Annotated in this window: 14 protein-coding genes; 4 read left to right on the forward strand and 10 right to left on the reverse strand. The window is 58.0% G+C overall.

Translation table 11 applies throughout. From position 1 onward, the window contains the following. Together GOX53_RS27710 and GOX53_RS27715 are read left to right on the forward strand one after the other, a co-directional pair. The coding region (locus GOX53_RS27710; RefSeq protein ID WP_371810448.1) for a helix-turn-helix transcriptional regulator at positions 1-538 on the forward strand (538 nt) is incomplete at its 5' end. Between the two features lie 121 nt (positions 539-659). Continuing rightward, the gene (locus GOX53_RS27715) at positions 660-1118 is read left to right on the forward strand and encodes an integrase core domain-containing protein (RefSeq protein ID WP_171182109.1); all 459 of its coding nucleotides are present in this window, start codon (positions 660-662) and stop codon (positions 1116-1118) included. Positions 1119-1338: 220 nt separating this feature from the next. Here the strand turns inward: GOX53_RS27715 and cueR are convergent, their stop codons facing one another. The 10 genes from cueR to GOX53_RS27765 form a co-directional block, all read right to left on the reverse strand. Beyond that, positions 1339-1725 (reverse strand): Cu(I)-responsive transcriptional regulator, encoded by a 387-nt coding sequence (gene cueR, locus GOX53_RS27720; RefSeq protein ID WP_171182110.1) that lies wholly within the window; start codon positions 1723-1725, stop codon positions 1339-1341. A gap of 14 nt (positions 1726-1739) precedes the next feature. Continuing rightward, the gene (locus GOX53_RS27725) at positions 1740-4250 is read right to left on the reverse strand and encodes a heavy metal translocating P-type ATPase (RefSeq protein ID WP_171182111.1); all 2511 of its coding nucleotides are present in this window, start codon (positions 4248-4250) and stop codon (positions 1740-1742) included. Between the two features lie 112 nt (positions 4251-4362). Further along, positions 4363-5091: a DsbA family protein gene (locus tag GOX53_RS27730; protein ID WP_371810449.1), complete on the reverse strand. Its 729-nt coding sequence runs from the start codon at positions 5089-5091 to the stop codon at positions 4363-4365. Between the two features lies 1 nt (position 5092). After that, positions 5093-5578: a cytochrome c gene (locus tag GOX53_RS27735; RefSeq protein WP_254446837.1), complete on the reverse strand. Its 486-nt coding sequence runs from the start codon at positions 5576-5578 to the stop codon at positions 5093-5095. After that, complete coding sequence (locus GOX53_RS27740) at positions 5575-6948, reverse strand: multicopper oxidase family protein (RefSeq protein ID WP_171182112.1); 1374 nt, start codon at positions 6946-6948, stop codon at positions 5575-5577. The genes GOX53_RS27735 and GOX53_RS27740 overlap by 4 nt, the downstream gene beginning before the upstream one ends. A gap of 39 nt (positions 6949-6987) precedes the next feature. Beyond that, positions 6988-7887, reverse strand: a complete 900-nt coding sequence (locus GOX53_RS27745; RefSeq protein ID WP_171182113.1) for a cytochrome c — start codon at positions 7885-7887, stop codon at positions 6988-6990. A gap of 9 nt (positions 7888-7896) precedes the next feature. Next, entirely contained in the window at positions 7897-8508 is a 612-nt protein-coding gene (locus tag GOX53_RS27750) for a cytochrome c (RefSeq protein ID WP_171182114.1), read from the reverse strand. 55 nt (positions 8509-8563) lie between these two features. Beyond that, positions 8564-8902 (reverse strand): hypothetical protein, encoded by a 339-nt coding sequence (locus GOX53_RS27755; RefSeq protein WP_171182115.1) that lies wholly within the window; start codon positions 8900-8902, stop codon positions 8564-8566. A gap of 3 nt (positions 8903-8905) precedes the next feature. Beyond that, on the reverse strand, positions 8906-9355 hold the full coding sequence (locus GOX53_RS27760; RefSeq protein ID WP_171182116.1) for a cytochrome c: 450 nt from the start codon (positions 9353-9355) through the stop codon (positions 8906-8908). Positions 9356-9422: 67 nt separating this feature from the next. Beyond that, entirely contained in the window at positions 9423-10004 is a 582-nt protein-coding gene (locus tag GOX53_RS27765; RefSeq protein ID WP_171182117.1) for a L,D-transpeptidase, read from the reverse strand. Positions 10005-10570: 566 nt separating this feature from the next. Here GOX53_RS27765 and GOX53_RS27770 point away from each other — a divergent pair. Together GOX53_RS27770 and GOX53_RS27775 are read left to right on the forward strand one after the other, a co-directional pair. Next, positions 10571-10948, forward strand: coding sequence for a hypothetical protein (locus GOX53_RS27770; RefSeq protein WP_171182118.1), 378 nt, complete (start codon positions 10571-10573; stop codon positions 10946-10948). Further along, positions 10945-11844 carry a sulfotransferase gene (locus GOX53_RS27775; protein WP_171182119.1) on the forward strand — a complete coding sequence of 300 codons (900 nt, stop codon included), beginning with the start codon at positions 10945-10947 and terminating at the stop codon, positions 11842-11844. Before GOX53_RS27770 ends, GOX53_RS27775 begins: the two co-directional genes overlap by 4 nt. The last annotated feature ends 90 nt before the right edge of the window (positions 11845-11934 follow it).

Below are 11934 nucleotides of genomic sequence, written 5' to 3' on the forward strand. Positions count from 1 at the left end.
GATCGTCGCCATGACGCGCAATCTCCTCGTGATCGCGCTGCTTGTTGTTCAGGTGTTTTGCGCCCTGTTCTTCGTGTTCGATATTCTGTCCAGCGTTCTGAGTCTGCCGTTCGGGCCGATCAACTGGCACGCACGCGAGGTCATCGAGATTGGAGCGGCTCTGGGCCTTATCCTGGGGATCGTGGTGGGCTTTGTCGTGCTGCGCCAATCCGTGGCCGAGGCCGCACGGATGAAAACCCGCCTGAAAGCAGCGCAAAGCGCGTTTTCCGATCTGCTGGAGGAGAGCTTCACCGCCTGGCATCTGACCCCGGCTGAACGCGATGTGGCGCTCTTTGCCATCAAGGGGATGACAACCGCCGAGATCGCCGCCCTGCGCAACACGTCTGAGGGGACGGTCAAGGCGCAAACCAACGCGATCTACCGAAAGGCGGGCGTTCATGGTCGGTCTCAGCTATTGGGGCTGTTCATCGACAATCTGATGGCGGACGACTTGCAGGAGCGCGAGCCCGAGAGCGATCAGGTGGCCTCGTCGGTATAACGTTTCACAAGCTCCAGCGCGTGAAGAGATGCTCGGTATGTCGTGGGCAAGGGAGAAACGAGCTGCTGGCGCGACTTTTCTGCTTTTGTGCGAACGCATCGACAGTCACGTGGAACATCGAATGCTAATACTGACCGGTCTCGGTCATGACCTGCGGACACCTCTCACTCGATTTAAGCTCGGGCTGTCAGTGAACGAAGACACTCCGGAAAACCGAGGCTGCTCAGCGACACCAGCTCGCCCCACCCGCGAACCGGCGACCTGGCTCGAAGATCAGAAAATGGTCCATATTCGAAGGGCACCAAATCACCCTCAGACCCAAGGAAAGATTGAATGCTGGCACCAGACGTTCCACAACGGCGTCTTGCTCGAAAACTACTACCTGCCAGGGGCGCGCGAACAGGCGATTGGCGACTTCATAGATCATTACAACCACCACCACTGCAACGAGAGCATCGGAAACCGGACGCCCGCTGATGTCTACTTCGGTCCCAGCGACGACGCTCCCAAGGAAAAGAAAACCACCAAGAAAAGCACCCTGAAACAGCGACGCATGCTCAATCTCGGGCGCGCCGCGTAAGATTGAAATTTATGAGTCAGACCGACCTCAACGCTGTCAGCTCATTCGGTCCGCTTCTTTTGATCACGGACAGTGCTTGAAGAAGAGTTGCATAAAATTCTGATTGAACGGTTCGACTGAATAGTGTGCAAAAATACCTAATCCGAAGCACGGGACAAGTTCAGCGGAGTTCTTGTTGCGTCACGACTGCGATCAATTGCAATGGCAAAACCCAGATGCCTTACATGCGACCGAGATCCTTCAGGATCGGGCAATCCGGGCGATGGTCCCCGGCGCACTCATTGATCAGATGGGATAGGGTCGCCCGCATAGCCTTCAGATCGGAAATCTTTGCGTCAATCTCTTTCAAGTTTTGTGTGGCGATGTGTTTCACATCGGCACTTGCGCGGTCCTTGTCTTCATACAAGGCCAGTAATGTGCGACAATCTTCGATGGTGAATCCCAGCGACCTTGCCCGACCGATAAATGCCAGTTTATGCAGTTCTTTTTCATCGAAATGGCGGTATCCGTTCAAGCTACGTTTGGGCTTGATGAACCCGATATCCTCGTAGTAGCGGATGGTCTTGGCAGGCAAACCCGAGCGTTCTGCCACATCTCCGATATTCACAGCGGCTCTCCTTTTTATTCAGCCAACGCCGACCGCAACGTTGGTTCGGTTTTCCGAATGTCTTGTTTGCGCCCGCCTGCGATCGACTCCACCCAGCGCAAGCGCAGAGCGTTCGCCAGGACAAAGACGCTGGACAGCGCCATGGCACCTGCCGCCAGAACCGGCGACAGCAGCGGGCCACCCAGCGGATAGAGCACGCCCGCGGCCACCGGGATCAGCAATGTGTTATAGCCAAAGGCCCAGAACAAGTTTTGCCGAATGTTGCGCATAGTGCGTCTGCTGATGTCGAAGGCGTTGACCACGCCATTCAGGTCACCTGACATCAACACCACGTCGGCGGTTTCAATGGCAACATCGGTGCCGGTGCCGATGGCGATACCGACATCCGCCGCAGCCAGCGCCGGGGCGTCATTGATCCCATCCCCAACAAAGGCCAGTTTGCCGCGATCAGTGCGCAGGTTTTCCAATGCGGCCACCTTGCCCTCGGGCAACACCTCGGCCACGACATCATCGATTCCCAACTCCGCCGCAATGGCCTTGGCCGTCATCGCGTTATCGCCGGTGATCATGGCAACCTTGAGACCCAGATTGTGCAACGCGCGGATCGCCGCCGGAGTGGTCGGTTTGATCGGGTCGGCCACGGCAATCACCGCCGCAATCTGCCCGTCAATCGCGGCGTAAAGCGGCGATTTGCCCTTCCTCGCCAAAGCTTCGCTGTGGCTGGACAAACTGCCCAGATCCACACCTTCGCGAACCATAAGCCGATCAGCGCCGACCAACACTTCATGGCCGCCCACCAAGGCGCGAACCCCAAAACCGGTGATTGAGGTAAAATCCGTGGGGCTTGATAACTCGTGCCTCTGCGCCTCGGCGGCACGCACGATCGCCTCGGCAATCGGATGCTCGGACTTGGCTTCGACCGCAGCGACCAGGCGTAGAACCCCTGCCTCTTCCATATCGTCTGCCGTGATCAGATCGGTCAGTTCCGGTCGCCCCTCGGTCAGGGTACCGGTCTTGTCCAGAGCGACCACCGTGCTTTCCTGCAACATCTGCAGCGCGTCGCCCTTGCGGAACAGCACGCCCATCTCGGCAGCCCGGCCGGTGCCGACCATGATCGATGTTGGCGTTGCCAGCCCCATGGCGCAGGGGCAGGCGATGATCAGCACCGCGACACCGGCCACCAACGCCAGGCTGAGTGCCGGATCGGGGCCGACCAGCAGCCAGACCGCCACAGTCAACGCCGCAACTACCATCACAGTCGGCACGAACCAGAGCGTGATGCGATCCACCAGCCCCTGGATGGGCAGCTTGGCGCCCTGCGCCTGCTCGACCATCTGAATGATCTGGGCTAGCATCGTGTCAGCGCCGACCTTCTCGGCGCGGAATGTCACAGCACCGGTGCCGTTCACCGTGCCCCCGACCACCTCGGCCCCTTGCTTCTTTTCAACCGGCACGGGCTCGCCGGTGATCATGCTTTCATCCACATAAGACGCCCCGGTCAGAACTGAACCATCCACCGCGATCTTCTCACCCGGACGGACATGAATGATGTCCCCCACGGCAATCTGCTCGATCGGCCGTTCGACCACCGTGCCATCCCTTTCGACACGCGCGATCTTTGCCTGCAACCCAATCAGCCTGCGGATCGCCTCGCCGGTGCGGCCCTTGGCGCGGGCCTCCAGCAACCGGCCCAGCAGGATCAGAACCACAATCACCGCCGCCGCTTCGAAATAGACATTGGCCGTACCTTCGGGCAGCACTTTGGGTGCAAAGGTCGAGACCAGCGAAAATCCGTAAGCCGCCGAGGTGCCGAGGGCCACCAGCGAGTTCATGTCGGGTGCGCCTTTGAGCAGAGCCGGGAACCCATTGGTGTAAAATTGCAGTCCCGGCCCGAACAGAACGATCGTCGTCAGCAGGAATTGGAGGTAGTGGCTGTTCTGAATCCCGATCGTGCTCGCCACCACGTGATGCATGCCGGGGATCACATGTGTCCCCATTTCGATTACAAAAACCGGCAAAGTCAAAAGGGCAGCAAACAAGGTTCGCCGCGCCAGTTGCCGAATTTCACCGGCCTTGCGATCCTCGCCATCGACCTGATCTTTTGACCGAGCCCGCGCCGGATATCCCGCCGATGTTGCCAGTTCGGCGATAGCTGCCGGGGTCGTGGCCCCGACCGCAAAACGTACTGTTGCGGTTTCCGACGCGAGATTCACGTTTGCCGACAAAACCCCATCCCCGGCTTTCAACGCGCGTTCGACCCGGCCGACGCAGGACGCGCAGGACATGGCCTCGACATCCAGGGTGACCTCCTCGGTTACGGCGGGATAGCCCGCCTCGCTCAGAGCTTCGACGAGCGTCGCCGGAATTGCCGGGGCTTCAAATCCGATCTGCACGCTTTCTCCCGCCAGGTTGACCGAAGCCGAGGTCACACCCGGAACCCCGCTCAAAGCCCGCTCCACACGTCCGACGCACGAGGCGCAATTCATGCCCTCGACCTGAAACCGCGCTATTGCATTCTCGGTCATGTCATCACCATCAATTCTCTGTCGATGATCAACATAGGGATTCCAGTAAGTGGAAGGTCAAGGGGCGGTGATTGAATGCGCGTTTTCAGTGAGTTTGCTGCTGCCCCAGCCGTTACTGTGTATCGCGCGCATTTTTGATCAGCCGCTTCATCTCATCGATAGGCACCAAACCGGGCGCAAGGGCATCCCCGATGACAAAGGACGGTGTGCCGCTGAACCCGAGCTGGTTGGCCAAATCCATCGAGACTTGAATATGGGCATCAACTTCGGGCGCGTGCATATCGTCGCGTAGCCGATCCTCATCCAAGCCAAGATCCAGCACCACTTTCATCACACTGGCTTCTCCGGCACGACCCTTCAGGTCCATCAAAGCCCAGTGGAACTCCTCGTATCTGCCCTGATTACGGGCAGCCAACGCAGCCCGCGCGGCGAAAACCGAGCCCTCTCCGAGAATAGGCCATTCGCGGTAGACCACGCGAAGCTGAGTGTCCTCACCAATCACGCCCTTGACCACCGACGCCGCCCGTTTGCAGTAGGGGCAGTTGTAATCGAAGAATTCGACCACAGTCACGTCGCCGTCGGGGTTGCCGATGACCGGGGCGTTAGGGTCTTGCTCCAGCAGCTCGCGCTGATTGGACAAGACGTCCCCTGCCGCTTCCGCCTTGGCCTGATCTTCACGTTGTTGAAGTATCTCGACGGCCTGCATGATGATCTCTGGGTTCTCCAGAATGGCCTCGAGGGCCAGCCGTTTTACTTCGGCCTCTGATCGTTCATCAGCACTGGCGACCGGCGCGCCAATCGACATTGCCACTGCAATCAAATACGCAAAAAAGCGTTTCACATCAGTTTCCTTTCGATTGTTCTGCCAAAGATCGCCGCCGCTGAAGTTCGCGTTCGCGTTCCGGCCAACTAGCCTTGATGAAGGCGAGAATGCCCCGGATTTCCTGGTCGGTCAGACTGTCGGCAAATCCGGGCATCCCGCTTGTCACGCCGGTCACACCCATGCGTTTCAACATCTCGGAACCACCCAGTTTGGTGTAGTCGAACAGCATCGCGTCACCGTGGTGCCAGGTGTGGCCTGTGCGGTCATGCGGTGGCGCCGGCAATACGCCATCCTCGCCCGGTGTTTGCCAGTCCGGCTGCCCTTCAAGACTTGCCCCATGGCAAGATGCGCAGTGCTCGGCATAAAGAACCTGACCCCGTGCCTTGTCTGTAGCGGCTGTGTCTTGCCCGGTTGCCTTGCCGTTCGATCGAGATATCAAGGCAACCGTGGACAACAAGAGCAACGCCACGACAGCCGCCCATTTCATTGCCGGGCCGACCCTCATGTCACCTTGACCCAAGTCTTCATGCCCGCGGCCTGATGCGACAGCATGTGGCAATGCAACAACCAGTCGCCCGGATTGTCCGCCGCAAACGCGATCTCGCGGGTTTCGCCTCGGTTTATCAGGATCGTGTCCCGCAACGGCCCCAGGGTTCCATCCGGGAAAACTTCCTGAAAATGAGTACCATGTAGGTGCATCGCATGCGGGAATGCCGTGTCATTCACCATCGGAATCCGAATGACCTCTCCTTCCGAGACAAAGATCAGCGGCTCATCCGGCAGTCCGGCAACGCCGTTGAAGGTCCATATCTGGCCGTGCTCGACCAGTTCCCGAGCGTTCATCGGGCGCCCCTTGTATGTGCCTTGCCGCAGACCGCCCATTGCACCGCCTTCCATGTGAAGTGAAACGGTTTGGGCACCCGAAACGTCATCGATGCGGCCAATCGGGTTGGGAGGAAGCGCCTGGACAGGATCCCGCGCGGCAGAGGGACCCTGCCCCTTCACCGGTAATTCACTCAAAACATAAGCGGCATCCCGCTCGTGCAGGAGGACCTGCGCGGTCTCTCCCGCTTGGGCGATGACATCGACGATCAGGTCCGCCCGCTGCGCCGGGCCAAACACAAGGACCTCGAAATCCTCGGGACGTTCCACCGGCATGCCGTCATGGGCAACCAGCTTTCCGGCCAGTCCACGCAGCGACACGGCCATGATCCTGTCGGTGGCGACGTTGACGAAGCGCAAGCGCAATCTTTGGTTCCGCTGAACACCGTGCAGAGCCGGGGACAGGTGCGCGTGAACGTAATTGCCCATCCGACCGGCATGGGTCCAGTCATGCATGGCGCCGAAGTCATCGGTGATCTGTGCGGTCTCGCTCAGCCGCCAATCATCGAGCAGAACCGTGATATCGTGATCGATATCAGGAGCCTGCTCCTCGTCGACCAGGATGACGCCGTAAAGACCGCGGGCCACCTGCTCGGTGGACTGGTTATGCGAATGGTACCAGTAGGTGCCGGCATCCTTCAGCGGCAGCTCATAAAGGAACTCGCCACCTGTTTGCACCGCGTCCTGTGTCAGACCGGGGACACCGTCCATTTCGTTGGGTACGCGGAGCCCGTGCCAATGGATGGCCGTGGGCTGAGGCAACGAATTCACCAGCTTTCGACTGACGGTCTCGCCTTGCCGCGCACGGATCATCGGCCCAGGAACGCCCCCGTCATAGCCCCAGATTTCGGTTTTTGGATAATCTCCCGAAACCACCTGAACCTTGCCGACCCGGGCTTCGATGATCCGAGGGGCGGGAGCCCCCCCTCCGGTGTTCGGCAAAACGGTCAGCGCAGACGCGCCCACCAAAAAATGCCTGCGACTGAGATTCATACCAGTTTCCCTCTACTTTGTGCCGCCGCCGGCACCGGTCTATCCACCCTCATGTGCATCCAGCAGATAAGTCGCCACCGCTTCACGATCCTCTTCTGTCAGGAAGCTAGTACCATAGCTCACGACTTCACCCATCGCGCCGCCAAACACGTCGCCGTCCGGCATGACCCCGGTGCGCAGGGCATATGCCAGGCTGTCGACCGTCCACCCTCGCTTTTGCAGGGTCTCAAAGTCGATGGCCGGTGCCTTGTCGCCGCCCGGGAGCGCATCACTGCCCTTGAAGTGTTCGGTGTCCGACTTTCGCGCGCCAGCCAGGTTACGACCGGTGTGACAGGCCGCACAATGCGCGGCACCTTCGACCAGAAGTCGTCCCCGGTTCCACACATCGTCATTGCCGGCTACTGGTTCGGTTCGGGGTGGTTCCAGAAAGGCCGCACGCCATAGCTTCAGTCCCCACCGTTGATTGAAGGGAAACGCCATCTCTTGTTCTCTGGAGGGTTCCGCAACCGGTGGAACTGTCTGCCAGGCCGCCCAGAGATCGGCGATGTCCTGGTCCGTGAAATTGGCATAGAACGGATACGGGAATGCTGGATAATAGGGCTGCCCATCCGGCGATACGCCCTGACGGACCGCGCGCGCAAACTCCTCGATTGTCCAATTGCCGATGCCATGCTGGGGATCGGTGGTCAGGTTGGGCGAGTATAGTGTGCCGAACGGTGTATCGAGCTTAACCCCTCCGGCAAGAGGGGCGCCTCCTTCGACAAAGCTGGTATGGCATGCAATACACCCTCCGGCCCGCGCCAGATAAGCACCCCGGTTCACGTCCCCTTCAAGGTCAAGCGACTGCAACGGTTGTCCAATCGGCCAAACCATCACCGCGATAAGTCCGGCCGACGCCGTAGTGACGGCGATCAAGCCCAAACGAAACACACGTCTCATGGCTCATACCTACTTTTCCGAACGAAACCGGGTGTGGCAGGCTGAGCAGGCCTGACTGAGCATCATGAAAACACCATCGGCGGGCATTTCCGAAAGCTCCTCAAGGCCAGGCGTTCCTTCTGGCATCATTCCGGCGCCCATCATGGTGTCGGAACCCATCATGGAATTTCCCATCATTGCCGAGCCGCCCATCATCGTTTCACTGCCGGCCATCATGCCAGCGCCCAGAGCCGACCCGGACATCATCAAGCCGTTGCCAGCCGCCAGTGCGAGGCCTTCGGAATAGGCGTGCAGCTGTTCCGCCAACTCCGAGAAGGCATCCCAATCCCGCCAGATCGCCGGCTTGGCCTCGGAGGGTTTGTCGTCCGAGCCTTTCGGAAACAGCTTTGTCAGGCTCTCACCCGCATGATGCCCGATTTTCTCAGCTTCCCGGCGGACGGTTTGTTCGTTGTAGGGCACTTTCCCCTGCATCATTGGGGTCAGGATTTTCATGCTCTCTTTCATGGCGGACATACCGTCCATGCGTTCCTTCACGATACCGGTGGCACCGCCATGCGCGAGCGCTGAAACGGCAATCAGAGACGCCACGATAGCGCCTGTTGTCAGTCTGGTGATGATCATTGTTCTGTCCTGTAGGTCTGCTTCAACACGCCCTGTCCGGGCGCAACTCAATGAATCAGATCAGGAAACGCGGCGGCGGTGGATCAAAAACCAGGATAGCCAAAAGGCTGAGTATACCGTTGGGAATGGTCTGCCGGTATTTCGCGACGAACGGTTCGAGCGGCATTGGCGCCACCACGAACATGGCAACACCGTTGCAAAAGGTGCCGCCATGACAATGACCGGGATGCCCCTTTTCCGCGTTCTCAGGATCTGGCTCGCTGAATTCGGCAACTGAATGCGATGCCATGTCACCATGAGCATGGGCCGGTTCAGCAAAAATCAGAAATCCCGCGACGAACAAACCCACCGCGAAAAACCAATACCAGATTGCTTTGCCCTTTTGGCCTGTCACGCTTCAGTTGATCCCGTTTTCCCGCTGCAGCTCTCTTACATAGGCCACGATGCCCTTGACGTCTCCACGGGTCAAGCCGTCAACAGGCGGCATGTTACCGAACCGCCAATGATGAGATCTTACTCCGTTTCGTACTGCAATAAAGAATGCTTCGTCAGAATGGTGGCTTGGCTCGTAAATCTTGTGGACTAACGGCGGTGCAGACCCTTCAAGACCGGCCGCATTGGATCCGTGACAGGCGGCGCACTTTGCGTCGAACGCCACTTTTCCTGCTGTGGCCAACGGGCTGAACTCGGAAGGTACCCGAACGTCTTCGATGGGTTCTCCCGGCGACAGCGATGACGTGTCGGGTGGGGTCATCGAGTGACCAGAGGGTTGCCGGTTGAGGTTGAAAACGACCACGGCGGCGCCCGCAATCACGACACCGCCAATCAGAAGTGCAAGTTTGTTCATTTCAGTGTTTCATTCATCATTGATCGTTGTTTTGCGTCGCCGCCGAACTCGTCAAGCAATGCGGGTATCAGATCAGCTTGACCTGCGTTCCGACATTAGCAAGTTCGAACAGCTCCTTGATCTGATCATTGTAAAGCCCGATGCACCCATTCGAGGATTTTCGCCCGATCTTGCGCGTGTCGTTGGTTCCGTGAATTCGATAATACTGCCAACTTAGATAGAGCGCGTGCGTTCCCAGCGGGTTTTCCGGCCCGGGTCCAACATAGTCTGGCCATGCAGGGTTACGCTTTTTCATCGAAGGCGTTGGGCGCCATGAAGGTCCCTCAACCTTTCGGATGATTTTGGTGTAGCCCAACCTGGTCAGATCATCCGACAGCGGAACGCTCGTCGGATACATCCTGTAAACACTTTCATCCTCGGACCAGTATTGAAGAACCTTTGACCGGGTGTCGGACAGGATGACGCCGTTTTTCAACGAGTCGAAATGATCCCTCCAATCGGCAATGCGGAAAGATGAGACGTTGCGGCGGATACCTGCAACAGCATCGGCTTGAGCCCAAACAGTCGACCCCGGTAACAGCGCTGTGGCACTCGCGCCGGTGATCACTCCACGGCGCGACATACATTTTTTCTTATTCCACTGCCCCATGCCTGCCTCCTGGGAACCCTATTGCTTCCGACACTTGTTTGCTCGATTCCCACGCTGGAAGGTCAACAGGTTATCCGGCTCACAATCTGGTGATCGTAGGCTTGTCGCTGATACAGTTTCGCCCAGGTCACCTCCTGCCAGCCAAATGCGACACAAATCCTTGTTCCCGTGGCGCCTGTTTCGCCATCCAGTGCCTCGACAGCACGCAACCGCTCAACCCCCTCTGAAACGCTGGCTGCGCCACTTCGAACAAGTACTGCAGATTTACTGCGCCTCGTTGATTGCCAGGAGTGACAAGTTTCGTTGTCGGCCAGGCACGGCAAGCTGCTGAATTGGCAAATTCCCCGGCATGAATTGACGTAAACAGATCATGCCACCAAACGCGAGACCAGCCGGACTGGTGCCATTTGAAACAGCGAGACCACTTACAATTCCATCGCTATTGACCTTCCAGCGCTGGATGCAGCTACCGTTGCCTGCGCTCCTGCCTAGGGAAACGAAATTGGAACGAACACTTTTGACCCGGTAACACCCGTTATGATTGATCCATTAGAATGTGTGCGTAAATGCCCATCACAGTAGCCAAAACAGAAACTCCGGATGAATCGTGGGGTCCAACAGAGCTTGCGTGGACGTTGCTCGATAATCTGGAAGCTTTGAAGGTCCCGAAATCACCACAGAAGAGGCTGTTTCTTGCCATGGCAACACAGGAGCATGGCACTGAAGTTTCGACCACATCACAAACGACCACGAGGTTTGGCGGTGATACCAGCAAAGGCTCGGCAAAGACGACCGATGACGCGACGGGTGCCTCCAATTTGAGTGAGCTGGACAACGTGTCGGCGAAGATGAACCCGAACCCAATGGCGGCCGTGTCGTGCCGATCCATCCGTACAACCCTTATTCTAATAAACAGGGATCGCTGCTTCAGGAAAATTGTATGAATCCAAAGGTTATTTATGTAGTTGGTTACGGCCGCAGTGGCTCGACGTTGCTGGATATCATACTGGGACATCACCCGCAGATCTTTGGTGCGGGCGAGATTTCCACGATCCTTCGGCACGTGTGGCCGAACAATGAGTTCTGTGCATGCGGTGATCGGGTGAAGTCCTGCGACGTCTGGGCGCCCTTGATCGAGAACTGGGCGGCAAATCGAGACAATCCAGAGCAATTCGTTCGATTGCAACAAAAAATGGAAACAGTCTCGCCCCTGAGCGCATGGGCGTCGCGCCGACTCAAGGAAACCTACGCGTCGCTATCGGTGGATCTGTACCGCAGCATCCTGCAGCAGACGAACTGTGACTATGTGCTCGACGCCTCAAAGAACCCGTCCAGGGGATTGCGATTGGCTGAGGCGGGCAGTGCGGAACTGTTTGTGATCCACTTGATACGGGATGCGCGTGCGGTGGCTTCGTCGATGTCAAAAGCCCTGAAGCGAAACGCCGAGAGCGGTCTGCAAAAAGAAATCAAGCCTCGCCCTGCGGCTTGGACCGCGATGCGTTGGATGCAGTACAACTATTACTCCGAACGTCTGGCAAAGAAGGTCGGGCCTCAGCGTTCGGTTCGGGTCAGATACGAGGATTTTGTCGCCAGCCCCGGCGAACAGCTGGAACGCATTGGCAAAATGACCGGTGTTGACACCGGAAACCTTGTCAAGATGGTGCGGTCGGAACAGGCTTTCGTTCCTCAGCATCAGGTTGCTGGCAACAGAATTCGGATGGGCGGTCCTCTCAAACTGAGAAACGACATCACCTGGAAGGGTGAAATACCCGACAGCATGAAGCGGCAGGTCGAGATTATTGCTGGTCCACTTTTGCGAAGATACGGGTACGAGATCTAGCCGTGAAAGCTCTCGTTTCTAGATAAAGAGAAGCCAGGCGGTGTTTCCCACTTTAGCGGGTCATTAACCGACCCGCTGTAGCCCACCAGC

The organism is Ruegeria sp. HKCCD8929 (assembly GCF_013031405.1).
GTDB lineage: Bacteria > Pseudomonadota > Alphaproteobacteria > Rhodobacterales > Rhodobacteraceae > Ruegeria.

Coding starts and splice junctions, on each gene's coding strand:
- GOX53_RS27715 (WP_171182109.1), top strand. CDS start 660: ATGCTAATACTGACCGGTCTCGGTCATGACCTGCGGACACCTCTCACT.
- GOX53_RS27725 (WP_171182111.1), bottom strand. CDS start 4,250: ATGACCGAGAATGCAATAGCGCGGTTTCAGGTCGAGGGCATGAATTGC.
- GOX53_RS27735 (WP_254446837.1), bottom strand. CDS start 5,578: ATGAGGGTCGGCCCGGCAATGAAATGGGCGGCTGTCGTGGCGTTGCTC.
- GOX53_RS27740 (WP_171182112.1), bottom strand. CDS start 6,948: ATGAATCTCAGTCGCAGGCATTTTTTGGTGGGCGCGTCTGCGCTGACC.
- GOX53_RS27745 (WP_171182113.1), bottom strand. CDS start 7,887: ATGAGACGTGTGTTTCGTTTGGGCTTGATCGCCGTCACTACGGCGTCG.
- GOX53_RS27750 (WP_171182114.1), bottom strand. CDS start 8,508: ATGATCATCACCAGACTGACAACAGGCGCTATCGTGGCGTCTCTGATT.
- GOX53_RS27760 (WP_171182116.1), bottom strand. CDS start 9,355: ATGAACAAACTTGCACTTCTGATTGGCGGTGTCGTGATTGCGGGCGCC.
- GOX53_RS27765 (WP_171182117.1), bottom strand. CDS start 10,004: ATGGGGCAGTGGAATAAGAAAAAATGTATGTCGCGCCGTGGAGTGATC.
- GOX53_RS27770 (WP_171182118.1), top strand. CDS start 10,571: ATGCCCATCACAGTAGCCAAAACAGAAACTCCGGATGAATCGTGGGGT.
- GOX53_RS27775 (WP_171182119.1), top strand. CDS start 10,945: ATGAATCCAAAGGTTATTTATGTAGTTGGTTACGGCCGCAGTGGCTCG.